Source organism: Streptomyces sp. NPDC057307 (genome assembly GCF_042667665.1).
GTDB lineage: Bacteria > Actinomycetota > Actinomycetes > Streptomycetales > Streptomycetaceae > Streptomyces.
Window position 1 is genome coordinate 34610 of sequence record NZ_JBHUZM010000016.1, and the last position, 26568, is coordinate 61177.

The window sequence follows — 26568 nt, forward strand, 5'->3', positions numbered from 1 at the left end:
GCGCCGTCGACCGCCTCTCAATGAAGCGGTGCCGCCGTGTCCGACCAGCCCAGCGGGTACGGCTCCCCGTCGTCCCCCGGCATCGGCCGCTCCCCGCCCGCCTCGGTGAACGCCGTGAGGGCCTCCACGAGCGCCGTACGCTGCTCGGGAGCCAGCCGCTCGACGATCGCCGTGATCTCACGTCTGCGCGCCGCCGAGACGTCCGCCACGAGCGTCCGGCCCTCGTCCGTGAGCCGCAGCACCGTCTCGCGGCGGTTGCCCGGGTTGATCCCGCGTTCGGCCAGCCCGGCGGTGATGAGCCGGTCGACCATGCGCATCGCGGTGGACGGGTTCACCCCTAGCCGTTCGGCCAGCGACACGAGGTTCGCGCCGCCGTGGGCCGAGAGGACCTTCAGCAGCCGGAACTGGGGCAGGGTGACCCGGTCCTCGACCGTGGCCAGGGAACGGACGGACAACGTGACGAGCAGCCGTGAGGCGATCAGCACCGCCCGGGTCACGGCGTCGACGTCGGGTTCGCGCGGCTGGGGTTCCGGAGGGTCGGCCATGCCTCTTTGTACCGCGCCCGAGCCACCGCGGACCCGCTCCGTACCGCCGTCCGTACCGCCGTCCCCCGCGTCACGGACCCCGCCCCACAGCCACGTTCCGGACTCGGTACCCCCGGCGCACTCCTGCTCGACCACCTGTACGGACTACGATCTGCGCCCATGGGGGGACGACGCCACATACGCGACGCGCGTCCCACGGCCGTGCTCAGCGCCGTGGCGACGCTGCTCGCCGCGCTCTACGTCTGTCTGGGCCCCGGCGACACGCACCATCAGGCACCCTCGCCGACAGTGACGGCGCAGGCCACGGCGCACGCCGACAGCGCCGGCATCACCCTCCGTACGGATGTGACGGGCACGGCCGCCCGGCCCGCCTCGGCCCCCGAGTACACCTGCCCGTACGACCGGAGCGGCTGCCGCTTCATCCCGCACCTCAGTCCGGCCGTGCTCACCGCGCCGCTGCCCGCCGATCCGCTCGGCACCGACGACGTGGGTCCCGCGCGCCTCGCACTCCCGCCCAGCACCGGCCAGGTGTCCCGCTCCGGCGCGTTTCCCCGCGCGCCGGATCTCCACGTCCTCCAAGTACTGCGGACGTAGCCGGGCCCGCGCCCCCACCGGGTTCCCGTAACTCCCCCACCCCCGTTCCGCAGGTTTTCGAGAAGGACGACACAGACACCATGGCTTCCAAGACCCAGAGCAGCGAGCGCAAGGCCCGAATAGAGCAGATGCGCAAGGCCGAGCGCGCGCGTGAGCGCCGCAACCGCATCATCACGATCACGGCGAGCACGGTCGTGGTCGTGGCGCTCGTCGCTTTCGGCGCGTTCGTGCTGAACAAAGAGTCCGAGGACCAGAAGAAGGAGGAGCAGGCCGCCGCGAAGCCCGTCAAGGGCGAGAAGTCCTGGGACGCCAAGAAGCTGGGCCGTGACCATGTCGCCGAGGCGGTCAAGTACCCGCAGACCCCGCCGGTCGGCGGCAACCACAACCAGGTCTGGATGAACTGCGCCGGCGACGTCTACAAGGACGCGGTCCCGGACGTGAACGCGGTGCACTCGCTGGAGCACGGCGCGGTCTGGGTGTCGTACAACGACAAGGCGCCCGAGGGCGACGTGAAGGCGCTCGGCGACCTCGTGGGCAAGACGCAGTACTCGTTCATGAGCCCCGTGAAGGAGCAGGCCGGGGCGATCATGCTGACCGCGTGGGGCAAGCAGGTCACCGTCGACAGCGCGAAGGACCCCCGGGTCGACCAGTTCTTCGCGAAGTACGTGCAGGGCACGCAGACGCCTGAGCCGGGTGCGGCCTGCACCGGCGGAATGGGCGCCCAGTGACGCGCACGAACTGGGCCGCCATCACCGCGGTCGTCCTGGCCCTGCTGTTCGCCGGGGCGGCCACCGTCGCCTCCGCGGGCCCCGACGACTCGCCCCGCGCGGCGGCCACACCCACGGCGGACTCGGCCGAGGCGGGCTTCGCGCGTGACATGGCGGTCCATCACCAGCAGGCGGTGGAGATGTCGTTCCTCGTGCGGGACAGCACGGACGACGAGGAGGTGCGCCGCCTCGCGTACGACATCGCCAACACCCAGGCGAACCAGCGCGGCATGCTGCTGGGCTGGCTGGACATGTGGCAGCTGCCGAAGGTCGCCACCGGCCAGAAGCCCATGGCCTGGATGGAGCAGGACGAACACGCGGGCATGGACGGCATGGCGGGCATGGATCACGGCGGCCACGAGGTCCGTGACGGCTCGCTGATGCCGGGCATGGCGACGAAGACGGAGCTGGACACGCTCAGGTCCGCCAAGGGCAAGAAGGCGGAGATCCTGTACCTCCAGCTGATGACCGACCATCACAAGGGCGGCGTCACGATGGCCCAGGGCTGCGCCGAGTTGTGCGAGGTCGACACCGAACAGGCCCTGGCCGAGGGCATGGTGACGGCCCAGCAGTCCGAACTGGGCCTGATGGCCGACCTCCTGAAGGCCCGGGGCGCGAAGCCGCGCACCTGACAGCCCGACGGTGGGACACACCGCCGCCCCCGTCCGCGGAATCACCACCGCGGGCGGGGGCGGCGCCGTTCAGGCTCCGGTACGCGCGGCCGCCGCCCAGGTGATCGCCGGCGGGCGTACGGCCGCGCACAGCGGCAGGCCCGCCGCGTCGGTCAGCCCCAGCGGGGTCTCGACGGTGCCCGCGTCCAGCAGTTCCCCCGGCACATCCGCGAGGAAGATCTTCGCCCGCCGGAACATCTCGAAGTCGCCGCCCGGCGGCAGCTCGCCCCACGTCAGATAGACGAAACGCGCACCGCGCCGCCCCTGGACGTACGGCCCTCGGAAGTCCGGCGCCGCGACGGGCGGCTCCCCGGGCGCCTCCCCGTCCGCGGAGCCCGCGGAGCGCGCGGAACCGACCGCCGTGACCGTCTCGACCGGGATCTCGAAGACCGCCCCGGCCGCGCCGGCGGACACCAGCTGGTCCGGCTCCCCGCCCCGCTGGGTGCCGACGTGGACATGGCGGAATTCGCCGCAGTCCGCCCCCGGCAGGTCGTGGCCCAGAATCCGCAGGGTCAGCAGCGCCATGCCCCTCACCTCTCCATTCACCCGTACGGGTGACAGCGGTCGCGTACACCCGTACGGCCCCATGACGATGGGGGCGCTCGGGGCGGACGGCATTCAGGAGGAACGAACCCCATGACCACCGCCAAAGACATCATGCATCCCGGCGCCGACTGGATCCCCTCGCACGAGACCCTGGACCGGGCCGCGCAGCTCATGCGGGACCTGGACGTGGGCGCCCTGCCCATCGCCGACACCGAGGAGCGGCTGACCGGCATCCTGACCGACCGCGACATCGTCATCGGCTGCGTGGCGATGGGCCACGACCCGGCGAAGGTCACCGCCGCCGAGATGGCCCACGGCACGCCGCGCTGGATCGACGCGGGCGCGGACGTGGACGACGTGCTCCACGAGATGCAGGAGCACCAGATCCGCCGGCTGCCGGTCATCGAGAACAAGCGCCTGGTCGGCATGATCAGCGAGGCGGACCTGGCGCAGCACCTGAGCGACGCGCAGATCGCCGCGTGGGTGGAACGGGTCTACGCGAGCGGCTGAGCCACCGCACAGGCGCCGGCAGACCCGGGCAGAGGTACGTGGGCCGCCGCCCCGTGGCGCGGCCCACACACCCGCGCCCAGCCTCACCCACCCCATCGCGTCAGAAAGACGATTACAGTGGGGGCGTGCCTCAACTACGTCTCGCCCTGAATCAGATCGACTCGACCGTCGGCGATCTCGCCGGAAACGCCGAGGCGATCGTGCACTGGACCCGGCACTCCGCCGAACAGGGCGCGCATCTCGTCGCGTTCCCCGAGATGGTGCTGACCGGCTACCCCGTCGAGGACCTGGCCCTGCGGTCGTCGTTCGTCGAGGCGTCCCGCGACGCGCTGCGCGCGCTCGCCGCGCGGCTCGCCGCCGAGGGCTTCGGCGAACTGCCCGTCGTCGTGGGCTATCTCGACCGGTCCGAGCGGGACCGGCCCCGGATCGGCCGGCCGGCCGGCTCCCCGCAGAACGCCGCCGCCGTGCTGCACCGGGGCGGTGTGGCGCTGACCTTCGCCAAGCACCACCTGCCCAACTACGGCGTCTTCGACGAGTTCCGCTACTTCGTGCCCGGCGACACGATGCCCGTCGTCCGGGTGCGCGGCATCGACGTGGCGCTCGCGATCTGCGAGGACCTCTGGCAGGACGGCGGCCGGGTCCCGGCCACCCGTTCCGCCGGGGCGGGCCTGCTGCTCTCCATCAACGCCTCGCCGTACGAGCAGGCCAAGGACGACACCCGGCTCGAACTCGTACGCAAGCGCGCCCAGGAGGCCGGCTGCGTCACCGCGTATCTCGCGATGATCGGCGGCCAGGACGAGCTGGTCTTCGACGGCGACTCGATCGTCGTCGGCAAGGACGGCGAAGTCGTCGCGCGCGCACCGCAGTTCGCCGAGGGCAGTGTGGTCATCGACCTCGAACTGCCCGCGGCCGCCGCCGAACCGCCCGGCGGCACCGTGGACGACGGTCTGCGGATCGACCACGTCGTCCTCTCCGAGGAGCCCGTCCCCGCCTACGAGCCGGAGCTGACGGGCGGCTACGCGGAGCGGCTGGACGACGACGAGGAGGTCTACTCCGCGCTGGTGGTGGGCCTGCGGGCGTACGCCGCCAAGAACGGCTTCGGATCCGTCCTGATCGGCCTCTCCGGCGGCATCGACTCCGCCCTCGTCGCCGCCATCGCCTGCGACGCGCTCGGCGCCGAGCACGTCTACGGCGTCTCGATGCCGTCCAAGTACTCGTCGGACCACTCACGCGGCGACGCGGCCGACCTGGCCCGCCGTACGGGGCTGAACTTCCGCACCGTCCCCATCGAGCCGATGTTCGACGCGTACATGGACGCGCTCGCCCTGACCGGACTCGCGGAGGAGAACCTGCAGTCGCGGCTGCGCGGCACGATGCTGATGGCGCTCTCCAACCAGGAGGGCCAGATCGTGCTCGCGCCCGGCAACAAGTCCGAGCTGGCGGTGGGGTATTCGACGCTGTACGGCGACTCCGTCGGCGCCTACGGCCCGATCAAGGACGTCTACAAGACGACGGTCTTCCGGCTCGCCCGCTGGCGCAACCGCGCCGCCGAGGAGCGCGGCCAGACCCCGCCGATCCCCGCGAACTCGATCACCAAGCCGCCGAGCGCCGAACTGCGCCCCGGCCAGGTCGACACGGACTCGCTGCCTGACTACGACGTGCTGGACCGGCTGCTGGCGATGTACGTCGACCGCGACCAGGGCAAGGACGCGATCGTGGCGGCGGGCTTCGACCCCGAGACGGTGGCGAGGACGCTGCGCATGGTGGACACGGCGGAGTACAAGCGGCGGCAGTATCCGCCGGGCACCAAGATCTCCGCGAAGGGCTTCGGCAAGGACCGGCGGCTGCCGATCACGAACCGCTGGCGGGAGTCGCCGACCGCCTGAACCGCGTTGATCAGTCGGAGAGTTCGATACGGGCGGCGATCGGCAGATGGTCGCTGCCCGTGCGCGGCAGCGTCCACGACGACATCGGCTCGACGCCCTTGACCATGATCTGGTCGATGCGCGCCATCGGGAACGCGGCCGGCCAGCTGAAGCCGTAACCGTCGCCGGCGGCGCCCTGGGTGGAGCGCATCTGCGACGTCACGGCGTTCAGGGAGCGGTCGTTCATCGTGCCGTTGAGGTCGCCGAGCAGCACGACCCGCCGGATGTCCTCGTCGGCGATCGCCTCGCCGAGGGCGTCGGCGCTGTTGTCACGCTGGTTGGCGGTGAAGCCGGCGTGCAGTTTCACACGTACGGACGGCAGGTGCGCCACGTAGACGGCGACCTCGCCCCGCGGCGTCGTCACCGTGGCGCGCATCGCGCGGGTCCAGCCCATCCGGATGTCGACGGAGCGGCTGCCGGTCATCGGGTACTTGCTCCAGAGCCCCACCGTGCCCTGCACCGAGTGGTACTTGTACGTCGCGGCGAGTGCCTTCTCGTACGTGGGAACCGCCGACGCCTTCAGCTCCTCCAGCGCCACGACGTCCGCGCCGGACTCCACGATCTCGCGCGCGGTTCCCTCCGGATCGGGATTCTCCGCGTTGACGTTGTGCGTGGCGACCATCAGATCGCCGCCGCCGCCTGACTTGTCGAGGATCAGCCCGCCGAAGAGATTGACCCAGACGACGGCCGGGAGGAGCAGCGCGATCAGCGCGGTGGCGGAGCGCCGTACCAGCGCGGCCACCAGGATCACGGGGACGAGCAGCCCCAGCCACGGCAGGAAGGTCTCCATGAGACTGCCCAAGTTGCCGATGCGGTTGGGGATCTGGGCGTGCAGGATCATCACCAGCGCCGTCAGGACGGCGAGCGCCGCGAGGACGACACCGCGCCGCCAGATGCCGCGGTCGCCGCGCCAGCGGTCGACAAAGGTCCGGAACCGGCCGGTGGGAGGGTTGTTGTCCTCGGCGCCGTCCACCCGGGACTCAGCCGTGTACTCCTGCGTCATTCCGCTGCCCTCACTGCCTTGCCGTGCACGCCCGCCATCGACCCTAGGCGATGACGGGCGCTTTCTCCGCCGTCCCCCGACGGCCGTACGGGCTCAAGGACGAGCAACGAGGGGCGGCGGGTTCCGGGCAAGGGGCCGCTACCGGGCCGCTGTGACGCAACACGCATGATCGGCGCGGGCGCGCGGCGGCCGGTCAGCTCCCCGTGTCCCGGGCCGGATCCACGTCCGGATCCGCGTCCGGACCGCTGTCCGGATCCCCGTCCGTGTGGGCGGCTGTGTCGGCGGCTGTGGTCCCGGGCGCGTCCCTGGGGAGCAGACCTTCGAGCACCGCGCGGACGATGCGTTCGGAGAGGTCGTCGTCCAGCGGCGAGTCCTTGCGGTGGACGGTGCGCAGGAGCATGGGGCCGACGAAGAGTTCCTCGATCAGCTCCGCGTCGATGTCCGGGCGGAGTTCACCCGCGGCGACGGCGCGGCGGACGGCGGCCGTGACCGCGACGCGCCGTGGCTCGATCACCGTGCTCTGGTAGGCGCCCCACAGCTTCGGGTGGCTCTTCATCTGCGCGAAGACGTTGTAGAGCAGGGCCGAGTTGCGTTGGGCGAGACCGCGGCGGCGCATGGACTCCAGGGAGACGAGGATGTCGGCGAGACCCGAGGTGCCCGACAGGGCGGGCTCGGGCGGCTCGATGTGGCGCAGGACGTCCACGAAAAGCTCTTCCTTGTCGCTCCAGCGCCGGTAGATGGTGGCCTTGCCGACGCCCGCCGTCCGCGCGATGCGCTCGATGGAGAGCCCGGAGAGCGGCTCGCCCTCCTCAAGAAGCCTCACCACGGCCTGGAGGATCGCGCGTTCGGCCGCCTCGCTGCGTGGCCGGCCCCGCCTGGGCTCCCGGCCCCGGTCCTGCTCCTGCGCCTTCCCGTGCAATGCCTCACCCTTCGCCCTGCCCCGACCATGTCGTGCGGCCCGCACCCGCGCGCCGATTCTCGCCGACGGCGGCGGGTGCGGTCGACCGTCTCAGTCGCGTACGGCGGGTGCGACGGGTACGGGCCCCTCGGCCGGCCGCTCGGCGTCCCGCTTCGGTACGGGCCCCTCCGGAGCCGTACGGCCCGGCATGAAGAGTGCCACCACGACGGTGCCGATCAGCGCGACACCGGCGGAGCCGAGGGCGGTGACATGCATCGCGGTCAGGAAGGCGTCGTTCGCGGAGGAGATCAACGGGCCGCCGGCGGGGCCGAGTTTCTCGGCGACGGCCATGGTCGCCTCGATGGACTCCCCCGCCGTGTCGCGCGCGGCGGCCGGGACGGCGCCGAGGTGACCCTCGATCTCGCCGCGGTAGGTCGAGGAGAGCAGCGAGCCGAGTACGGCGACGCCGAGCGCCCCGCCGACCTGGCGGAAGGTGTTGTTGATGGCCGATCCGGAGCCGGCCTTCTCGCGCGGCAGGGCCTGCATGACGGCGACGGTGACCGGCGGCATGATGTGGGCCATTCCGGCGCCCTGGACGAAGAAGACCACGCACAGCACCCATACGGGTGTGGTGGCGTCGAACAGGGCGAACGCGGCGAGACCCGCGGCGACGAGCAGCATGCCGGCGGTGCAGACCGCGCGGGCGCCGAACCGGTCGACGACGAGCCGGGCGCGCGGCGCGAAGACCATCTGGGCGACGGCGAGCGGCACGATCAGCAGGCCCGAGTCGAGCGCGCTGTACCCGCGCACGCTCTGGAGGTAGAAGGCCGAGAAGAAGGTCACGCCCATCAGGGCGAAGAAGACCAGCGCGATGGCCGCGACGGCGGCCGAGAACGCCGGCTTCTTGAAGTAGGACATGTCGATGGACGGATGGTCGCTGCGCTTCTCGTGCACGACGAACGCGGCCAGGACGGCCACACCGCCGAGGGTCGAGGCCAGCACCGTAACGTCGGTGAAGTCGGCCAGCTCGCCCGCGCGGATGATCCCGTACACGAGCAGGACGAGGCCGACGATCGAGAGCAGCACACCCACCGGGTCGACCCGGCCCGGGTTCGGGTCCTTGGAGTCCGGCACCAGGAGCCACATCGCGATCAGCGCGACGATCACCACGGGGACGTTGACCAGGAAGATCGAGCCCCACCAGAAGTGTTCGAGCAGGACGCCGCCGGTGATCGGCCCGACGGCGATGGCGAGTCCGACGCCGCCCGCCCAGATGCCGATGGCCTTGGGCTGCTCGTCGCGCTCGAAGACGTTCATCAGGACGGCGAGGGTGGCCGGCATCACAAAGGCGGCGCCGAAGCCCATCAGGGCGCGGTACGCGACGAGTTCACCGGGCGATCCGGACATCGCGGCGAGGGCGGAGCCGATGCCGAAGACGGTTATGCCGAAGAGCAGTACCTTCTTGCGGCCGACGCGGTCGCCGAGCAGGCCGGAGGTGAAGAGGAGGCCGGCGAAGACGAGGGTGTAGGAGTTGATCGCCCATTCCAGCTCGCTCTGGGTGGCGCCGATCCCGACGGGCTCCGGGCTCGCGATGGTCTTGACCGCGACGTTCAGGATCGAGTTGTCGAGGACCACGATGAGCAGGCTGAGCATGAGGACGCCGAGGATGGCCCAGCGGCGCTTGTGGATGGCTTCGGGGACCCGGGGCGCGGAGTCGTGGACGCCGGACGGCGCGGGTGACGATGTGGACATGGCGAGAAGCCTAGGCCAATTTCAATACGGCACCGTCTCGTATTGTAAATTCTTTACCCGGTGGCCTCCGACAGCGGAGCAGCCCCACTTCCCGTCGACGGCCCGGAGATGCCACCATGGAGACGGTCCGGGGACGCCGTCAGGGCGCCTCGAGATGACGAAGGAGTCGTAAGCCATGACGTTCGAGGCTGCGCCCAATCCCTCCCGCGATCCCAAGTCGCTGTACGGCGGCACGGGCACCCGCCGCGTCACCGTCCATGACATCGCCGCCGCCAAGCGACGCGGCGAGAAGTGGCCCATGCTCACCGCGTACGACGCGATGACCGCGTCCGTCTTCGACGAGGCCGGTATCCCGGTCATGCTCGTCGGCGACTCGATGGGCAATGTCCACCTCGGCTACGAGACGACCGTGCCGGTCACGCTCGACGAGATGACCATGCTGTCCGCGGCCGTCGTACGGGGCACCAAGCGCGCCCTCGTCGTCGGCGACCTGCCGTTCGGCTCGTACCAGGAAGGCCCCGTCCAGGCCCTGCGCAGCGCCACGCGGCTGGTCAAGGACGCCGGGGTCGGCGCGGTCAAGCTGGAGGGCGGGGCGCGCTCGCTGGCGCAGACGGAGCTGATCGTCCAGTCCGGCATCCCGGTCATGTCGCACCTCGGGCTGACACCGCAGTCCGTGAACACCCTGGGCTACCGGGTGCAGGGCCGCGGCGACGAGGCCGCGCACCGCCTGCTGCACGACGCCAAGTCGGCGCAGGCGGCGGGCGCGTTCGCGGTGGTCCTGGAGCTGGTGCCCGCCGAGGTCGCCACCGAGATCACCCGGTCGCTGGACATCCCGACCATCGGCATCGGCGCCGGTCCGGACACCGACGCGCAGGTGCTCGTCTACACCGACATGGTCGGTCTCACGGACGGCAAGGTGCCGCGCTTCACCAAGCAGTACGCGAACCTCCGGCAGACGCTCGGCGACGCCGCGAGGGAGTTCGCGGACGAGGTCGTCGGAGGAACGTTCCCGCAGGAGGAGCACACCTTCCACTAGCCCGTCCCCGCAGCCACTGCCGCAAGAGAAGACAGCCCGCCGACATCCCCCATCGGCGGGCTGTCGGCGTTCCCCCGCGTCCCGCCGCGTTCTCCGGGCGCGTGTCGGCGGCCTGTCGGTCGGCTGTCGGTCCGTTGTCAGCGGCGGCTGCCAGGATCGACGGCATGACGCGAATCGACACCATCCCTGCCGACGGCACCACGGCCGTCACGGTACGGGGCCTGGTCAAGCACTACGGTGCGACCAAGGCGCTGGACGGCGTGGACCTGGACGTGCGTGAGGGCACGGTTCTCGGTGTCCTCGGCCCCAACGGCGCCGGCAAGACCACCCTCGTACGCTGCCTGTCCACCCTGATCCTGCCCGACGCCGGTACGGCCGTCGTCGCCGGCTACGACGTGGTGAAGCAGCCGCGGCAGCTCCGCCGCACCATCGGCCTCACCGGTCAGTACGCCTCGGTCGACGAGAAGCTCTCCGGCTGGGAGAACCTGTACATGATCGGGCGACTGCTCGATCTGTCCCGTACGGCCGCCCGCAGGCGCGCGGACGAGCTGCTGGAGCGGTTCTCGCTCACCGAGGCGGCGAAAAAGCCTGTGCTCCAGTACTCGGGGGGTATGCGCAGGCGCCTGGACCTCGCGGCGTCGATGATCGGACAGCCCTCGGTGCTGTATCTGGACGAGCCGACGACGGGCCTCGACCCCCGCACGCGCAACGAGGTGTGGGCCGAGGTCCAGCGGATGGTCGCCGACGGCGTGACCGTCCTGCTCACCACGCAGTACATGGAAGAGGCCGAACAGCTCGCGAGCGAGCTGACGGTCATCGACCGCGGCCGGGTCGTCGCGGGCGGCAAGGTCGACGAGCTGAAGGCGAGGGTCGGCGGCCGGACCCTGGAGATCCGCCCGAGCGACCCCGGCCAACTGCCGGAGATGGCGCGGGCGTTGAGCGAGACGGGCCTGGACGGCGTCGCGGGGTCGCAGGTGCAGGACGGCATGCTGTTCGTGCCGATCCTCGCCGACGTACAACTGACCGCCGTCATCGGCCTGTTGGCCGGGCGCGGGTTCGAGATCGCGCACATCGGCACCCATCTGCCCAGCCTGGACGAGGTGTTCCTGGCGATCACGGGCGAGAAGGCCGGCGAACAGGGCGACGACACGAACGACGACGCGCGGGACGACGCGCAGCTGAAGGGGGTCGCGGCATGAGTACGGCGACAACGACGAAAGTGACGGAGCCCATACCGTCCGTCCAGGACGGGAAGCCCGTCCGGGCCACGGCCGACGAGGGCCGGATCGGTCTGCGGGCCAATCTGCGGCACATCGGCGCCCTCGCGCGCCGTAACGCCCTCCAGATCAAGCAGGATCCGGAGTCGATGTTCGACGTCCTGCTGATGCCGATCGTCTTCACGCTGCTGTTCGTCTTCGTCTTCGGCGGAGCCGTCGCGGGCAAGGGCAACCAGTCCGAGTACGTCAGCTATCTGGTCCCCGGCCTGATGGCGATGATGGGGCTCAACGTCTCGATGGCCGTGGGCAGCGGGATCAACGAGGACTTCCAGAAGGGAGTCATGGACCGGTTCCGCACGATGCCGATCGCCCGGTCCTCGGTCCTCATCGCGAAGATCGTGGTCGAGGTCGGCCGGATGATGGTCGCCTTCGCGATCCTGCTGATCGTGGGCTTCGTGCTCGGTATGTCGATCGAGACCTCGCCGCTCGAAGTGCTGGGCGCGATCGGCCTGTCGCTGCTGTTCGGCGCGTCGTTGATGTGGATCTTCATCCTGATCGGTCTGACCGTGAAGACGGCGCAGGCGGTGCAGGGCGTGGGATTCCTGGTGCTGATGCCGCTGCAGTTCGGCTCCTCGATCTTCACGCCGCCGTCGACGATGCCGGGCTGGCTGCAGAACTTCACCGACTACAACCCGCTGTCGAATCTGGCCGACGCGGCGCGCGGGCTGTTCATCGGCGGGCCCGTCGCCCACGACCTGTGGATGACGCTGGCCTGGTCGGCGGTGATCACGCTGGTGACGGCGCCGCTGGCGGTGTCCAAGTTCCGCAAGAAGACCTGAGTCCCGCCCGCGAGAAGGGACCTGACCCGCGGCCTCGGAGGCCGGCCCGGGCTCCGGCTTCGGGGGCCGGTCAGACGCCGGCCAGGGCGAAAGCCTCGGCGAGGGTGAGCGCGCGACCCTCGGCGAGGGCCTTCTCGTACGCGGCGCCCGTCAGCCCCCCGGCGTGGACCGCCGCCTCCGCCGCGTCCCGGCTCTCGCGCTCCTGCGCGGCCCGGTAGTGGCCCCGCGGCAGGTGCTTCTCGTACGCGCCCACCAGGCGCGCCCCGTCCCGTACGTGCTCCGGGCCGCCGAGTCCGGCCAGCGACCAGCCCGCGGTCAGCAGATGGACGGCGGGCATCTGCGGGGCGACCATCCGCGACATCGGGTCGAGCGTCCGGGCGAGTGCCAGCCGTGCCTGGTCGAGCCCTTCGGCGTACCGGCCGTCGATGTTGTCCAGCCAGGCGAGCATCCCGAACACGAATCCCTCGAAGATGGCCAGGTTGGCGTGTTGGAAGGTCCCCAGCAGCCGGCCCAGTTCCTCGCGGCCCTCGGCGGCGCGTCCGCTGCGGCCCAGCCAGATCGACAGATAGAGGCGGGCGGCCGGTTCGGCCTCGTAGTCGCGCCGGGCGGTCTGCGCGAGGATCTCGCGCAGGATCACCTCGCCCTTGTCCCCGTCGCCCGTCTCCATCATCACGCCCGCCAGACGGGTGCGCAGGAGCGAGACCTGCGCCTCGGCGCCGAGCAGCCGGGTGTTCTCGATGGCGGCGTGGTAGTCCGCCGCGGACCGCTCGAACTCACCGTTGCGCTCGAAGGCTTCGGCGCGGGCCGACAGTGCCTCGGCGGCGCCCCACGCGTCGCCGAGCCGGGTGAAGATCTCCAGGCTCTCCTCGGCGTCCCGGCCCGCGTCGCCGACCCACTCGCTGCGGTTGGCGAGGATGTTGGCCCGCATCTGGAGGGCCGACGCCAGCTCCCACTCGTAGCCGAGGTCCCGGCACGCCCGGACCCTCGCGTCGGTGTACTCACGGAGCCGGTCGGCCTGTCCCGTCAGCATGATCGCGAAGAACCAGAGCGAGCCGGGCATACGGCAGGTCTGCGGCAGACCGGGCGAATATGCCTGGCCGACGCGGCCCAGCCACTCCATGCTCTCGGGCGTGGTCCAGGTGTCGAACTCGTGGTTCATGCTCGACAGATGGATCATGCGGACCCCGCGCCGTGCCTCCAGCAGTTGCTCGGGCGCCATCGGCGGCGGCGCGTCCGTGCACCGTTCGTACAGCGGCGGGGCGGGTGCGACGGGCGCGTCGAAGGGATCGGGACCCAGTTCGGCGGTGGCGTGCGCCCAGTGCCGCGCGTCGGCCCGCAGATCGCGGATCTGCCAGTACCAGGCGAGCGAGTGGACCAGGCAGAGCGCCTCGTGCTCGTCCCGGTCGGCGACGGCGTGCCGCAGGGCTGTACGCAGGTTCTCGTAGTCGAGCGTGATCCGCTCGATCCAGTGGACCTGCTCGGGGCCGCGCAGCTTCGGGTCGGCGAGCCGGACCAGCTCCCGGAAGTGCGTGAGATGGCGGCGCTCGGCGGCGGCACGGTCACCGGACTCGTCCAGCCGTTCACCGGCGTACTCCAGGACGGTCTCCAGCAGCCGGTAGCGCATCGCGCCGTCCGGGGCGGGGGCGGCGACCACGAGCGACTTGTCGACGAGCGAGCCGAGCAGTCCGAGCGCGTCGGGCCCGCACACGGCCTCGGCGGCGGCCAGGTCGCAGCCGCCCGCGAAGACGGACAGACAGCCCAGCGCGGTCCGCTCGGCGGAGTCGAGCAGGTCCCACGACCAGTCGACGACGGCGCGCAGCGTCTGCTGCCGGGGCAGTACGGTGCGGCTGCCGCCGGTGAGCAGCCGGAAGCGGTCGTCCAGACGGTCGGCGATCTGCCGGAGCGTGAGCATCCGCAGCCGGGCGGCGGCCAGTTCGATCGCGAGCGGCAGCCCGTCGAGCCGGCGGCAGATCTCCTCGGCGGCGGCCGGGTCGTCCTCCGTACGGAAGCCGGGCCGGGCGGCGGCGCCGCGGTCGGCGAGCAGCCGCAGCGCCATCGGTTCCGGCAGCGGGCCGACGGGGCGTACGACCTCGCCGGGCACGCCGAGCGGTTCCCGGCTGGTGGCGAGGACGGTCACGCCGGGGCACCGGACCAGCAGTTCCTCGGCCAGCCGGGCGGCGGCGTCCACGACGTGCTCGCAGTTGTCGAGCAGGAGCAGCATGCGACGGCGCGAGCAGTGCTCGACGAGCCGTACGAGGGGGTCGTTGGCGCCCGGGTCGACGGCCCGCAGGCCCTCGGCCCCGGCGCCGCGCAGCACGGTCTCCCGCGCCCCGAGGGCGACGAGGACGGCCTCGGGCACGGTCCCGGGATCGTCCACGGGTGCCAGCTCGGCGAGCCACACCCCGTCGGGCCACCCCTCGTGGTCGACCCCGGCGGCGACCTCCTGCGACAACCGCGTCTTCCCGGCCCCGCCGGGCCCGAGCAGCGTGACGAGCCGCGCGTCCCGGAGATCGGCCCGGAGGTCGACCAGGTCGGCGTCGCGGCCGACGAAACTGGTGATTCGGGCGCGGAGGTTGCCGGGGACGGCGTACGGCGCGGGAGCCGGGGCCGCGTCCGGGCGGGGCGGCGGGGTGTGGGCGCGCGCCGCGTCCCGGACACCGTTCGACGGAGAAGCGCCGCCGGGAGCGGCGGTACGGGGCGCGGATCCGTTGACCGAGGGGGCGTGGTCTGGCCGGGGCACGCCCTGCCGGTGGGCGGGCGCGTCCGTCGTCCCGTACGCCTCCGGGTTCAGCAACTCCTTGTGCAGCGCGCGCAGTTCCGGTCCAGGATCCATGCCCAGGCGGGTCGCGAGGTCGCGGCGGACCTCCTCGTACGCCGACAGGGCCTCCGCCGTACGGCCCGCCGCGCGCAGGGCGCGGATGCGCAGCGCCTGGAGCAGTTCGTCGATCGGGTGCTCGTCGCAGAGCGCCGTCAGCTCGGGCAGTGCGGCCTCGGCGTGGCCGAGTGCGAGCGCCGCCGTGAGGCGGGCGCGGCGGGCGCCCAGCCGGCGGGACTCCCAGCGCGCCGACTCGGCACGGTGGTCGGGCAGGTCGGACAGCGCGGGGCCGTGCCACAGCCCCAGGGCCTCGTCCAGCAGGTCGGCGGCCCGCTCGGGGCTGCCGGCCTCCAGGGCCTTGGTGCCCTCGGCCGTGAGCCGCTCGAAGCGGTAGAGGTCCACGTCGTCCGGTTCGGCGCACAGCCGGTACCCGCCGCTGTCCGAGACGACGGTCCCCGCCCCGAGCACCCGGCGGAGCCTGCTCACCAGCGCCTGGAGCGCGCCCGCCGCGTCCGCGGGTACGTCGCCGTCCCAGACCGCGTCGACGAGCGTGGCCGCCTGGACGGTCCTGCCGGGCCGCATCGCCAGCACGGTCAGCAGCGCGCGCAGCCTTGATCCGCCGACGGCGTACGGCGTGCCGTCGGCGCGCAGTGCCCGGGTGGGGCCGAGAAGCCGGTAGCGCACCCCACCATTGTCCGGTACGGCCATCCGGTCGGCCGCCCGCTCCCCAAGGTCCGTGGACCACATGTGCCGGTTCCCCCTCCGTACCTAGGTCCTGTCTTCAAAGTAGCGCCGTCCGCCCGCAGGGCGGGGCCTGCGCCCGCCGCGGAGCGGCTGATGCCTCGTCGGTGCGGTGCATCGCAAGGCGGAGGACCGGCGTTGTGGATGGCCCGGCCGTACTCGGCCGATTCCGACAACGCAGGGGGCACCTCCCGTGGCCCCCCGGGGCCTACGGGGGAGAGGCGCCGTGCCAGGCGTCGCAGGCCAGGCGGGACTTTGAAGACAGGGCCTAGGTCCGGCCTCGCCGGAACCCATCCCCCCGCGCGAGACGTTTTCGCCGTGTCGCCTGTACGGTCAGGCACGCCCCGCCGCCCTCACCGCCCGCCCGTACCCCTTCAGGAGCCGCGAATGACCACCGCACCCTCCCGTCGCGACCGGCGGATCAGTCCCGTCTTCCTCGGGATCGCCGCCGTCATGGCGGCCACCGGGTGGGCCGTGTGGACCGACTTCGCGGCGGACGCCCGTATCGCCGTCTTCCTCTTCGTCACGTCCGCGTGGATCGTCTCGCTCTGTCTGCACGAGTACGCGCACGCCCGCACCGCCCTGCACAGCGGTGACATCTCCATCGGCGCCAAGGGTTACCTGACGCTCAACCCTCTCAAGTACACGCACGCGTTGCTGAGCATCGTGCTCCCTGTGCTCTTCGTCATCATGGGCGGCATCGGTCTGCCCGGTGGCGCGGTCTTCATCGAGCGCGCCCGGATCCGGGGCCGGTGGCGGCACAGCCTGATCTCGGCGGCCGGCCCGCTGACGAACCTGCTGTTCGCCGTCGTCTGCACGGCGCCGTTCTGGCTGGGGCTGCTCGACGGCGTGCCGTTGGTCTTCCGCTTCGCGCTGGCGTTCCTCGCGCTGCTGCAGGTGACGGCCGCGATCCTCAACTTCCTTCCGGTGCCGGGACTTGACGGCTACGGCGTGATCGAGCCGTGGCTGTCGCACAAGTTCCGCGCGCAGGTGGAGCCGTTCGCGCCGTTCGGGCTGATCGCCGTCTTCGGCATCCTGTTCATCCCCGAGGTGAACCGCGCCTTCTTCGACGGGATCGACGCGATCCTCGGCGGGCTGGGCATCAGCGATCTCGAAACGTACTGCGGTCAGAGCTTCTACCGCTTCTGGACGACCCGCGACGAGCTGTGCCAGTCGTTCGTCGGCTAGGTCCGGGCGATCTCGCCGTGCGTCAGCCGGCGCCCTGCGCCGCCCTGGCCCTGCGCAGGTAGTACCACGCCATGTTCGACGACAGCCCGGCCAGCAGCACCCAGACGACGCCGAGCCAGCCGCTCCCCCGAGTGAAGGACAGCACGGCCGCGACGACGGACAGCAGGCAGACGACGAGGGCGTAGAGAGCGAGGCGGGGCATGGGGTCGGCTCCTGGTCCGGGGGCGTGCGGGGCGTGCGTACGGCGCCGCGCGAAGTCCCGTCCAGTGTCCCCCATGCCCCGGCCGCGTCAGACGTCGGTGACGCGCAGGCCCGCGTGCGCCTTGTAGCGGCGGTTGACCGAGATCAGGTTGGCGACGAGGGATTCGACCTGGTGGGCGTTGCGCAGCCGGCCCGCGAACACCCCGCGCATACCGGGGATACGGCCCGCCAGCGCCTGCACGATGTCGGTGTCGGCCCGTACCTCGCCGAGCACCATCACGTCGGTGTCGATCCGCTCGACCGCCGGGTCCTGGAGCAGCACGGCGGAGAGGTGGTGGAAGGCCGCGGTGACGCGGGAGTCGGGCAGCAGGGCGGCGGCCTGTTCGGCGGCGCTGCCCTCCTCCGGAGTCAGCGCGTAGGCGCCCTTCTTGTCGAAGCCCAGCGGGTTGACGCAGTCGACGACGAGCTTGCCCGCGAGTTCGTCCTTGAGTGATTCCAGCGTCTTGGCGTGGCCGTCCCAGGGCACGGCGACGATGACGATGTCGCTGCGGCGCGCGCACTCCGCGTTGTCGGCGCCCTCGACGCCGGCGCCGAGTTCGGCCGCCGCCGTCTCGGCGCGCTCGGCGGCGCGGGAGCCGATGATCACTTTCTGCCCGGCCCGCGCCAGCCGGTAGGCGAGCCCCCGCCCCTGGTCGCCGGTGCCGCCGAGAACGCCGACGGTCAGGTCCGAGACATCGGGAAGCTCCCAGGGGTCCTTGGCGGGAGGCTTCGGCGTGCTGCCACTGTCAGTAGAGGTCATGGCCCGACAGTACTTGTCGGTGCGGGAGCCACCCGGCACGGCCCTCACGGCCGCCGCCCGCCCTCCTGCCCGGCCCCTTGAGCGGCCGCCGCACGGCCGGAGTGGCCCGTTCGGGTGACTCCGCGCGGACCCCCGGCGCGGGGCGCGGCGCTGCGGCAGGATCCCGGCCCATGGATGCCGTACGCGTCGCCCTGCTCCGTGAGGTCCTGGCCGGTACGCGATGGCCGGCGGCGACCCGCCGGTTCGCCGCGTCCCTGCGGTCCTCCGTCGTGCCGCACGGCGGCGGCCTGCTGCTGGTCGGGACGCGGGCGTACGAGCCGTGGCACCTGGCCGCGCATCTCGTGGACGAGGCGGCGTGGTCCGGCCGCCCGGAGCTGACGCCGCTGCTCGTACGGCACCGGGTACGGCCCGGCGACCCCGCGCATCTGGCCGTCGGGCTCGGCAGGCTGGCGGGCGCGGGGCGAGGGAAGACGCTGCTGCTGGTGGCCCCGGAGAGGCCGGACGACGGACTGCTGGAGCGGGTGCACGACGCGCGGCGGGCCGGGGCGACGGTGCTGGCGCTGGGGAGCGGGGACCCGGAGGTGGTCGGTCTGGCGCACGACGCGCTCACGGTCGCCCCGCCGGCACCGGAGACCGCCTCGGACGGGGCGCCGGGCTCGGACGGGACGCCGGGCTCGGACGGGGCGTCGGGCATCGACCTCGACCTGGTCCAGCACCTGGTCAGCGCGGCGGCCGGGGAGAACAGCCTGCCGTCGACGCGCGGCAGGCTCCGCCTCCGGGACCGGCTGTCGCGGCTCGCCGACCAGTTGACCTCTCCGCCGCCCGCCCGCTGGTAATGGACTTGCCCGTCGTGACCGTCACGACGCAGCATGGCCTCTCGTGACCAAAAAGCTTTCCGCGATCCTGCCGGACCTCACCCCGCTGCGCACACTGCGCGAGTTCCGACTCCTGTGGATCCAGGGCCTGGTGACGTACTTCGGCAGTTCCATGGCCATGATCGCGCTGCCGTTGCAGATCAAGGACCTCACGAACTCACCGCTCGCGGTCGGCGCGATGGGCGCCGTCGAGCTGGTCCCGCTGATCGTCTTCGGCCTGTACGGCGGGGCGCTCGCCGACGCGGTCGACCGCCGAAAGCTGATCCTGCTCTCCGAGGCGGGGCTCGGGCTGCTCGCGGTCGTCCTGCTGATCAACGCGCTGCTGCCCAGCCCGGCACTCTGGCCCCTGTATGTCGTGGCCGCGGGAGTCTCCGCGCTCGCGGGCATCCAGCGGCCCGCGCTGGACTCCCTGATAGCGAGGATCGTGCCGCACGCCCAACTGACGGCGGCGGCCGCGCTCAACGCGCTGCGCTGGCAGACCGCGGCGGTCGCCGGCCCCGCGACGGCCGGTGTCGTGGTCGCGTTCTCGGGGACGGCGACGGCGTACGCGCTGACCGTGACCGGGTTCGTCGCCTCCGTACTGATGTGCCTGCGGCTGCGGCCGGCACCGCCTTCCAAGGAGGCGGCGAAGCCGTCGCTGCGCGGGATCGCCGAGGGCGCGCGGTACGCGTGGAGCAAGCCGGTGCTGCTGGGCACGTACGCGATCGACCTGAGCGCGATGTTCTTCGCCTTCCCGCTCGCGATCTTCCCGTTCCTGGCGGAGGACCTGGACGCGGAGTGGGCGCTCGGCCTGATGTACGGGGCGATTCCGCTCGGCTCCGTACTGATCAGCCTGACCAGCGGCTGGGCGTCGAAGGTCCGGCGGCACGGCCTGATGGTGGTGTTCGGCGCGGGCGGCTGGGGCCTGGCCATGACCCTGGCCGGGTGGATGCCGAACATCTGGCTGGTGCTGTTCTTCCTGATGCTGGCGGGCGCCGGCGACATGCTCAGCGGGCTGGGCCGCTCGACGATCTGGAACCAGACGATCCCCGAGGAGCTGCGGGGCAGGCTGGCGGGCCTGGAGGTGCTGTCGTACAGCGTGGGCCCGCAGCTCGGGCAGGTCCGCGCGGGCACGGTGGCCGGCTGGACGGGCACCCGCCCGGCGGTCTGGAGCGGCGGGGTGGCGTGCGTGGTGGCGGTGGGGCTGCTGGCTGCGGTGCTGCCGAAGCTGATGACGTACGACTCGGACACGGACGAGGACGCGTTGCGCCGGAAGGCCCAGCAGGAGGCGGAGCTGGCGGCCGAGGCCGCTGCCGACGCGGCTGCCGCCGAGGCCCCCGCGCCCGGGGCGGTGGCCTGACGGGGGGGCCGTCGCGGGGGGGGCGTCGGCTCTCCCCGTACCCGCCCCTTCCCGAAACCGGGGGCGGGCCCCCGGACCCCCGAGGGCGCGGGGTCGTCCGGGGTCGTCCGGGGTCGTCCTCAAACGCCGGACGGGCTGAGAGTGAGGTCAGCTCGCGGGTGGGTCGGTCGGTTTGTCGTGCCAGCGGGGGTCCGTCTCCCACTCCTGGTTGCGTTCCGCCGCCGTCTCCATCGCGTTCTCCGCCTCCTGCCTGGAGGCGTACGGGCCGAAGCGGTCCTTGGCCGGACAGTCCGGGCCCTCCTCGACCCGCTTGTGCTGGAGGCAGTAGTACCACTCGCCCGGCTTGCCCACCGTGCGCTTCTTGAACAGGGCCATCGTCGGCTCCTTCCTCTGAACGCCATGCTGCCCCACCGGCGGCTTCTCAACGCTGGTTAGACTCGCTGCCATGTCTGGCCAGTCACCGCTCGTACCCGGGGAGCTCTCTCCCGTCCGTTCCGTTCCCGGAAAGATCCGGCGCCCCGAGTACGTCGGGAAGCCTCTGCCGGCCCCGTACACCGGGCCGGAAGTGCAGTCCGACGAGACCGTCGAGCTGATGCGGATCGCCGGCCGGATCGCCGCCCAGGCGATGGAGGAGGCCGCGAAGCACATCGCGCCCGGCGTCACGACCGACGAACTCGACCGGGTCGCGCACGAGTTCATGGTCGACCACGGGGCGTACCCCTCCACCCTCGGCTACCGCGAGTTCCCGAAGTCGCTCTGCACCTCGGTCAACGAGGTCATCTGCCACGGCATCCCGGACTCCACCGTGCTGCGCGACGGTGACATCGTGAATCTCGACGTCACAGCCTTCATCAACGGCGTGCACGGCGACAACAACGCCACCTACTACTGCGGTGACGTCGACGAGGAGTCGAGGCTCCTGGTCGAGCGGACCCGGGAGTCCCTGAACCGGGCCATCAAGGCCGTCCGGCCCGGCCGGCAGGTCAATGTCATCGGCCGTGTCATCGAGTCGTACGCCAAGCGCTTCGGTTACGGCGTGGTCCGCGACTTCACCGGGCACGGCATCAACTCGTCCTTCCACTCCGGGCTGATCATCCCGCACTACGACAGCCCGCACGCGACGACCGTCATGCGGCCCGGCATGACCTTCACCATCGAGCCGATGCTCACGCTCGGCACCCACGAGCACGACATGTGGGACGACGGCTGGACCGTCGTGACGAAGGACCGCAAACGGAGCGCCCAGTTCGAGCACACGCTCGTGGTGACGGACGCCGGTGCGGAGATCCTGACCCTGCCCTGACCCGACGTGACCTGATTGCCGGGTGTCCCCCGCGCGATCAACGGGTACCTCTTTTACCGACAGGACGTCGGGAACCAGTTGACTTAGGTAAGCCTAAGTAGGAGGATCGGCGAAGGCAAGCGCCTGTGCTGCCGCCGGATCTCGGTCTGGTTTTCCGTCCCCCTCGGCCCCGGAGGCCCGCCTTGGACGCAACCGCCACCGCCACCCCCTTCTCCACACTGATCCGTGTCGCCTCGCACGAGAAGCACACCGAGGTGAACACCTCGACCTTCATGAGCGACCTGCTGGGGCAGCGGTTCGGAGTGGAGGCGTACACGCGCTACACCGAACAGCTCTGGTTCGTGTACCGGGCGCTGGAGAACGCCGCGGGGACGGTCGAAGGCGATCCGGTCGCCGGCCCCTTCGTCCGGCCCGAGCTGATGCGCGTCGACGCCCTGGAGCGCGACCTGACGCATCTGCGCGGTGCCGACTGGCGCGAGGGCCTTGAGCCGCTGCCCGCCACCGCCGCGTACGCCGCGCGGATCACCGAGTGCGCCCGCACCTGGACCGGCGGCTATGTGGCCCACCACTACACGCGCTACCTCGGGGATCTCTCCGGCGGCCAGGTCGTCCGCGACATGGCCGAGAAGACCTGGGGCTTCGCGCGCAAGGGCGACGGCGTGCGCTTCTACGTCTTCGAGGAGATCGCCAACCCGGCGGCGTTCAAGCGCGCCTACCGCGAACTGCTGGACGCGGTGCCGGCGGACGACCTGGAGAAGCAGCGCATCATCGAGGAGTGCCACCGGGCGTTCGACTTCAACGGGGCCGTGTTCCACGAGCTGGAAGGCGAGTTCCCCCTCAGCGCGTAGGCCCGCCGAGGTGATGGACCGCGTTCGGCGCGGCGGGAGCGGGTTCAGCGCGGCGGAAGCGGGTTCAGCGCGGCGGGAGCAGGCGGACGCGTCCGCCGATCTCGATCGAGCCGTCAGGGCCGGGGGCAGTGAGGATCTGCGACCCCCGGCCCTGCGTGATGTTCAGCGCACGTCCCAGCTCGGCGGTGAGCAGCAGCGCCGCCGCGCCGGTCGCCTCGTCCTCCACGATGCCGTCGTCACGGCGCGGGAAGGCCCGCGCCCTGATCCGGCCGGCCGACTCGTCCTGCCACGCCCACGCGTAGAGCCAGCCCTCGCCCGGCGGCGGCGCGGGGAGAGCGTCGACCTCGGCAACCGTCTCGTAGCGGCGCAGGGTGCGCGGCGGAGCCCATTCGGGGCGTGCCGTGATCCAGGTGAACTCGCCGTCCTGGCGCACCCACACCTCGCCCACGGGCGGGTTGACCACCTCCAGGTCGAGCAGCCACGCGGCCCCGACGAGCGGGTGTCCGGCGAACGGCAGCCGCAGGCCGGGGGTGTAGATGTCCACGATGCCGCGCTCGGGGTCGTCCACGAACACGGTCTCGCTGAAGCCGAGTTCGGCGGCGAGCGCCTGCCGGGACGCCTCGTCGGGGTAGTCGCGGCCCTCCCGTACGACTCCGAGCGCGTTGCCGTGCCGCCCGTCGCCCCCGCAGAAGACGCGCAGTGTCTCGATGCCGCCGCTACCCATGTCAGTCACGGAGGCATTGAAACATCAGGTACGAGGTGTGCCGGACGGGGCGGGGCCGTACCGCGATTTCCGTGCGGTACGGCCCCGCCCCGTTGTCTGCGCCCGGGGGCTCAACTCATCTGCCGGACCTGGCCCGTCAGACCTCGCCGGTGGCCGGGTTACGGCGCCGGGCGAGGTAGACCCCGGCCCCGCCCGCGACGGCGAGCGCGCCCGCCGCGCCCATCAGCGCGCCGGTCGGCAGCTCGGCGCCGGTGCTCGCGAGGCTTCCCGTGCCGCCCGCGGAACCGCCGGCGGAGCCACCCGCGGAGCCGCCGACCGAACCGCCGCCGGCCGTACCGCCGGTGCCGCCCGTGGTGTCCGCGCCGCCCGTCGTACCGCCGGTGCTGCCGCCGGTCGAGCCGCCCGTACCACCGGCGCTGCCACCCGAGCCGCCCGGAAGCTGGCCGTCCGCCGTGACGGAGACGGCCGCGGTGACGGCGTCGAGCGCCTCGCCCGCCTCGTACATGCCGCCGAACGCCTTCGTGCCGTCGGCGGTGAGCGTGGCGGGCACGGCGTTCAGCGTGACGACGCCGTCCTTGGCCGTCAGCTCACCGGCGGGCAGGTCGAGCGTGGCGATGGTCAGGTCCTCGAAGGTGGAGACCTCGTGGGTCGTCCGGTCCTTGGTGCTGACGTCCGCGACGAGAGTGCCCTCGCCGTTCTCGACCTCGGCCTCCAGACCGCTGAGCTTGAGGTCGAGTACGTACGAGCCGGCCTCCTCGTGTCCCAGGAAGCGGACCGATCCCTCGAACTCGGCGGTGAGGGTCTGCGCGTCGGCGTCGAAGGAGCCGGTGGCCTTCGGGAAGCGGTACGCCTCGCCCGACTGGGCGGCGCCGGCCGCGAGTTCGACCTTGCCCTTGGCGATGGGGCCGGTCACATACGTACGGAAGCTCTTCTTCACGCCCCAGTCGAGATTGCCGTCGACGATCGGCCCGTCCACGACGGCCGGGTCGCTGGGCTCGTCGGTGGGCTCGTCCGTCGGCTCGTCCGTCGGCTCATCGGTCGGCTCGTCCGTGGGCTCATCGGTGGGCTCGTCCGTGGGAGCCTTGCCCGCCGTCACGGCGAGCGTCGCCGGGTCCAGCGCCGCGCCCGCGGCGTAGAAGCCCGCGAACGCCTCGGAGCCCGCCGCCGTCAGCTTGGCGGGGATGTCCTTGAAGACCATCGCGCCGTTCTCGCCCTGCCCCGGCATGACCGCCGTCAGGTCGAGATCGGCGATCGAGACGTCGTCGCTGGTCTCGGTCTTGCCCTCGGTCACGCTGGTGACATCGGCGGTGATCTCCCCCGCCGTACGGCCGGTGTTGACCTTCACATCGCTCAACTTGATGTCGAGGACGCCGTGGTGACCCTCGAAGTGCACGCTTCCCTTGAAGGTGGTGGCCGTGGCGTGCGTACCGGTGTCGTAGGTGCCCTTGCCGTCGGTGAAGGTGAACACGCCGTTGCCGGTGGCCTGGGTGGCACCGTCGGCGGCCGTGATCTTCCCACTGGCGACGGGTGAGAGCAGGTACTTGCGGAAGGACTCCTTGAAGCCCCACTCCAGGGTGCCGTCCTTCAGTTCGAGCTGCGGGGCGGCCGGTGCTCCGGGAGCGGCGGCGGGAGCGCCGCCGGAGGCGAACGCCGGGACGGCGAGCGCGGTCGCGCCGATGGCCACCACGACGGTGGCGACTGCTGCGGCAAGGGCTATGGGACGTCGGGTGGCTGGCATGTTCGGGGGTCTCCTCGGTGGATGGAAGGCGCGAAAGGAGCGGGGGGTGGGGAGGGGGAAGGAAAGTCAGGTCCCGTCGGTACGGGTGTCGCCGCCGGTACGGGTGTCGCCGCCGGTGTCGGTCGTCGCCGTCGGGGCAGCGGTCGCTGTCGCCGTCGCCGTCGAGCTGCGGCGTCGGACGCCGACGTACACCGCGAGGGCGGCGGCGAGCAGCACGCCCGCGCCGATGCCCGCGTAAGTAAGGGCGTTGGAGGAAGAGGAGGCGGAGGCGGACGCGGCATCGTCCACCCCCGCCGGCTTGGTGGGTTCGCCGGCCGCCGTACCGGACTTCGGCTCGGCGGACTCCACCGCGTCGCTGCCCAGATCGGGCAGCGCGGGCAGCTTCGCCTTCTTGTCGACGGCGACGGCGACCGAGACGGGGTCCATCGGCGTGCCCGCCTTGTACAGGGAGCCGAAGGTCTTGGCGCCGCCTTCGGTGAGCGTCGCGGGCGCTTCGGTGAGCGCGGCGAGGCCGTTCTTCGGCGCGAAGTCCCCGGCGGCGAAGGTGACCAGGGGGACGGCCTTGCGCGGCACCCGGCCCTCGCTCGCGACATCGGCGGCCAGGGTGCCCTTTCCGCCCTTGACCTGAACGCTGATCTCACTGAGCGTCAGGTCCAGTTGGGTTCCGGTGAAGTGGACGCTGCCCGCGAAGTCGGCGTCGAGTGTCTGCTTCTTCGCGTCGTACGTGCCCTTCCCTTCGGGGAAGCGGAAGAGCGCGCCGCCGTCCTGCGCACCACCGGCGAGCGTCCAGCGGCCCTCGGCGATGGAGCCGGTGACGTACTCACGGAAGGTACGGCGTACGCCCCAGTCGACGGCCGCGTCCCGCAGAGCGCCCTCCGCCTGCTCGTTCCCGGCCTTGTCCGCGCCCTTGCCCGTGTCCTTGTCCTTGTCGGCCGGTTCGCGCTCGGGCTTCGCCGCCGGGTTCTTCGCGGCGGCCACGTCCACGGAGAGGCTGATCGGGTCGAGCGGTGTCCCGGCGGTGTAGTACCCGGCGAAGGCGGTGGCGCCCTGGGCGGTGAGCGTCGAGGGGACGTTGCTGAGGGCGACCGGGCTCCCGCCGCCCCTCATGTCGATCCCGCCGAGATCGAGCGTGGCGAGCGGGACCTGGGACGACGTGGTGACCTTGCCGCTTCCCTTGGCCTTGCTGGCCATGTCGGCGTACAGGGTGCCCCCGCCTCCGGAGATACGGACCGTGGGTCGGCTGATGGTGAGGTCCAGTTCGTGAGATCCGTCGGGCTTGGTGTGGCCGACGAACCGGACGCCGCCGCTGAATCCGGCGCGCAGCGCGCCGCTGTCGGGGTCGTACGTCCCCGAGGCGGAGTGGAACCGGAACTGGCTGCCGCCCACGGTGGCCGCGCCCCCGTTGAGGCTCCAACTGCCGCTCGCTATGGGGCCGGTGACATAGCTCTGGAAGGAGGACTTGATCCCCCAGTCGAGCCGGCCGCCCTGCACGGTGCGGTTCGCCGCGTGGGCCGAGGTCGTCGGGAGCAGCGCCCCGAGGAGCGCGGCGAGCAGCGCGAGGGCGAGAGCGCGCACCGGTCTGGACGACAGCATCAGAAGATCACTCCCACGTCGGAGAAGTCGGCGGCCACGGGCACACCGAAGAGAGCCCGGTTGAGTCGCACCCCGGACCTGGTAAGCAAGGTAAGGCTAAC

At 71.8% G+C, this 26568-nt stretch carries 25 protein-coding genes; 13 read left to right on the top strand and 12 right to left on the bottom strand.

The features are described from left to right. Positions 1-17: 17 nt before the first annotated feature. The gene (locus ACFUN8_RS09350) at positions 18-545 is read right to left on the bottom strand and encodes a MarR family winged helix-turn-helix transcriptional regulator (protein WP_383633856.1); all 528 of its coding nucleotides are present in this window, start codon (positions 543-545) and stop codon (positions 18-20) included. A 159-nt stretch (positions 546-704) separates the two neighbouring features. Between ACFUN8_RS09350 and ACFUN8_RS09355 the strand changes: the two genes are divergently transcribed. The 3 genes from ACFUN8_RS09355 to ACFUN8_RS09365 all read left to right on the top strand — a co-directional run bounded on the left by ACFUN8_RS09355 (position 705) and on the right by ACFUN8_RS09365 (position 2538). Further along, the gene (locus ACFUN8_RS09355; protein ID WP_383633858.1) at positions 705-1139 is read left to right on the top strand and encodes a hypothetical protein; all 435 of its coding nucleotides are present in this window, start codon (positions 705-707) and stop codon (positions 1137-1139) included. A gap of 80 nt (positions 1140-1219) precedes the next feature. Further along, positions 1220-1867, top strand: coding sequence for a DUF3105 domain-containing protein (locus tag ACFUN8_RS09360; RefSeq protein ID WP_383633860.1), 648 nt, complete (start codon positions 1220-1222; stop codon positions 1865-1867). Next, positions 1864-2538, top strand: coding sequence for a DUF305 domain-containing protein (locus ACFUN8_RS09365; RefSeq protein WP_383633862.1), 675 nt, complete (start codon positions 1864-1866; stop codon positions 2536-2538). Before ACFUN8_RS09360 ends, ACFUN8_RS09365 begins: the two co-directional genes overlap by 4 nt. A gap of 69 nt (positions 2539-2607) precedes the next feature. Here the strand turns inward: ACFUN8_RS09365 and ACFUN8_RS09370 are convergent, their stop codons facing one another. Beyond that, positions 2608-3102, bottom strand: coding sequence for a DUF5990 family protein (locus tag ACFUN8_RS09370; protein WP_383633864.1), 495 nt, complete (start codon positions 3100-3102; stop codon positions 2608-2610). A gap of 111 nt (positions 3103-3213) precedes the next feature. On the opposite strand from ACFUN8_RS09370, the gene ACFUN8_RS09375 reads away from it, so the two are divergent. Next, positions 3214-3633: a CBS domain-containing protein gene (locus tag ACFUN8_RS09375; protein WP_383633866.1), complete on the top strand. Its 420-nt coding sequence runs from the start codon at positions 3214-3216 to the stop codon at positions 3631-3633. 125 nt (positions 3634-3758) lie between these two features. Next, positions 3759-5519: an NAD+ synthase gene (locus ACFUN8_RS09380; RefSeq protein ID WP_383633868.1), complete on the top strand. Its 1761-nt coding sequence runs from the start codon at positions 3759-3761 to the stop codon at positions 5517-5519. Positions 5520-5529: 10 nt separating this feature from the next. On the opposite strand, the gene ACFUN8_RS09385 is transcribed toward ACFUN8_RS09380, so the two are convergent. The 3 genes from ACFUN8_RS09385 to ACFUN8_RS09395 form a co-directional block, all read right to left on the bottom strand. Then, positions 5530-6561: an endonuclease/exonuclease/phosphatase family protein gene (locus ACFUN8_RS09385; RefSeq protein ID WP_383633870.1), complete on the bottom strand. Its 1032-nt coding sequence runs from the start codon at positions 6559-6561 to the stop codon at positions 5530-5532. Positions 6562-6754: 193 nt separating this feature from the next. Next, positions 6755-7480, bottom strand: a complete 726-nt coding sequence (locus tag ACFUN8_RS09390; RefSeq protein WP_383633872.1) for a TetR/AcrR family transcriptional regulator — start codon at positions 7478-7480, stop codon at positions 6755-6757. A gap of 90 nt (positions 7481-7570) precedes the next feature. Then, on the bottom strand, positions 7571-9211 hold the full coding sequence (locus ACFUN8_RS09395) for a DHA2 family efflux MFS transporter permease subunit (RefSeq protein ID WP_383633874.1): 1641 nt from the start codon (positions 9209-9211) through the stop codon (positions 7571-7573). 175 nt (positions 9212-9386) lie between these two features. Between ACFUN8_RS09395 and panB the strand changes: the two genes are divergently transcribed. The 3 genes from panB (at position 9387) to ACFUN8_RS09410 (ending at position 12303) form a co-directional block, all read left to right on the top strand. Continuing rightward, positions 9387-10247 carry a 3-methyl-2-oxobutanoate hydroxymethyltransferase gene (panB, locus tag ACFUN8_RS09400; RefSeq protein WP_383633876.1) on the top strand — a complete coding sequence of 287 codons (861 nt, stop codon included), beginning with the start codon at positions 9387-9389 and terminating at the stop codon, positions 10245-10247. 164 nt (positions 10248-10411) lie between these two features. Then, positions 10412-11446 carry an ATP-binding cassette domain-containing protein gene (locus ACFUN8_RS09405; RefSeq protein WP_383633878.1) on the top strand — a complete coding sequence of 345 codons (1035 nt, stop codon included), beginning with the start codon at positions 10412-10414 and terminating at the stop codon, positions 11444-11446. After that, positions 11443-12303 carry an ABC transporter permease gene (locus ACFUN8_RS09410; protein WP_383633880.1) on the top strand — a complete coding sequence of 287 codons (861 nt, stop codon included), beginning with the start codon at positions 11443-11445 and terminating at the stop codon, positions 12301-12303. Before ACFUN8_RS09405 ends, ACFUN8_RS09410 begins: the two co-directional genes overlap by 4 nt. Before the next feature lie 70 nt (positions 12304-12373). Here ACFUN8_RS09410 and ACFUN8_RS09415 read toward each other — a convergent pair whose 3' ends face one another. After that, positions 12374-15826 carry a BTAD domain-containing putative transcriptional regulator gene (locus tag ACFUN8_RS09415; protein ID WP_383633954.1) on the bottom strand — a complete coding sequence of 1151 codons (3453 nt, stop codon included), beginning with the start codon at positions 15824-15826 and terminating at the stop codon, positions 12374-12376. A gap of 420 nt (positions 15827-16246) precedes the next feature. On the opposite strand from ACFUN8_RS09415, the gene ACFUN8_RS09420 reads away from it, so the two are divergent. Beyond that, entirely contained in the window at positions 16247-17047 is an 801-nt protein-coding gene (locus ACFUN8_RS09420) for a site-2 protease family protein (RefSeq protein WP_383633882.1), read from the top strand. Positions 17048-17069: 22 nt separating this feature from the next. Here ACFUN8_RS09420 and ACFUN8_RS09425 read toward each other — a convergent pair whose 3' ends face one another. Together ACFUN8_RS09425 and npdG are read right to left on the bottom strand one after the other, a co-directional pair. Further along, positions 17070-17324, bottom strand: a complete 255-nt coding sequence (locus ACFUN8_RS09425; RefSeq protein ID WP_383633884.1) for a hypothetical protein — start codon at positions 17322-17324, stop codon at positions 17070-17072. Between the two features lie 12 nt (positions 17325-17336). After that, positions 17337-18047 carry an NADPH-dependent F420 reductase gene (gene npdG, locus ACFUN8_RS09430; RefSeq protein WP_383633886.1) on the bottom strand — a complete coding sequence of 237 codons (711 nt, stop codon included), beginning with the start codon at positions 18045-18047 and terminating at the stop codon, positions 17337-17339. A 170-nt stretch (positions 18048-18217) separates the two neighbouring features. On the opposite strand from npdG, the gene ACFUN8_RS09435 reads away from it, so the two are divergent. Together ACFUN8_RS09435 and ACFUN8_RS09440 are read left to right on the top strand one after the other, a co-directional pair. Beyond that, entirely contained in the window at positions 18218-18883 is a 666-nt protein-coding gene (locus ACFUN8_RS09435; RefSeq protein WP_383633888.1) for a hypothetical protein, read from the top strand. A gap of 43 nt (positions 18884-18926) precedes the next feature. Continuing rightward, on the top strand, positions 18927-20261 hold the full coding sequence (locus ACFUN8_RS09440; RefSeq protein ID WP_383633890.1) for an MFS transporter: 1335 nt from the start codon (positions 18927-18929) through the stop codon (positions 20259-20261). Between the two features lie 147 nt (positions 20262-20408). On the opposite strand, the gene ACFUN8_RS09445 is transcribed toward ACFUN8_RS09440, so the two are convergent. Then, complete coding sequence (locus tag ACFUN8_RS09445; protein WP_382559964.1) at positions 20409-20636, bottom strand: hypothetical protein; 228 nt, start codon at positions 20634-20636, stop codon at positions 20409-20411. Between the two features lie 70 nt (positions 20637-20706). Between ACFUN8_RS09445 and map the strand changes: the two genes are divergently transcribed. Further along, positions 20707-21564 (top strand): type I methionyl aminopeptidase, encoded by an 858-nt coding sequence (gene map, locus ACFUN8_RS09450; RefSeq protein ID WP_383633893.1) that lies wholly within the window; start codon positions 20707-20709, stop codon positions 21562-21564. 182 nt (positions 21565-21746) lie between these two features. Next, a complete protein-coding gene (locus tag ACFUN8_RS09455) occupies positions 21747-22412 on the top strand; it encodes a heme oxygenase (biliverdin-producing) (RefSeq protein ID WP_383633895.1) in 666 nt (221 codons plus the stop codon). Between the two features lie 64 nt (positions 22413-22476). Here ACFUN8_RS09455 and ACFUN8_RS09460 read toward each other — a convergent pair whose 3' ends face one another. From ACFUN8_RS09460 to ACFUN8_RS09470, 3 genes are all read right to left on the bottom strand, one after another. Further along, entirely contained in the window at positions 22477-23136 is a 660-nt protein-coding gene (locus ACFUN8_RS09460; protein ID WP_383633956.1) for a PhzF family phenazine biosynthesis protein, read from the bottom strand. A gap of 136 nt (positions 23137-23272) precedes the next feature. After that, the gene (locus tag ACFUN8_RS09465; protein WP_383633897.1) at positions 23273-24874 is read right to left on the bottom strand and encodes an HtaA domain-containing protein; all 1602 of its coding nucleotides are present in this window, start codon (positions 24872-24874) and stop codon (positions 23273-23275) included. Between the two features lie 66 nt (positions 24875-24940). Next, positions 24941-26467: an HtaA domain-containing protein gene (locus ACFUN8_RS09470; RefSeq protein ID WP_383633899.1), complete on the bottom strand. Its 1527-nt coding sequence runs from the start codon at positions 26465-26467 to the stop codon at positions 24941-24943. Positions 26468-26568: the final 101 nt, after the last annotated feature.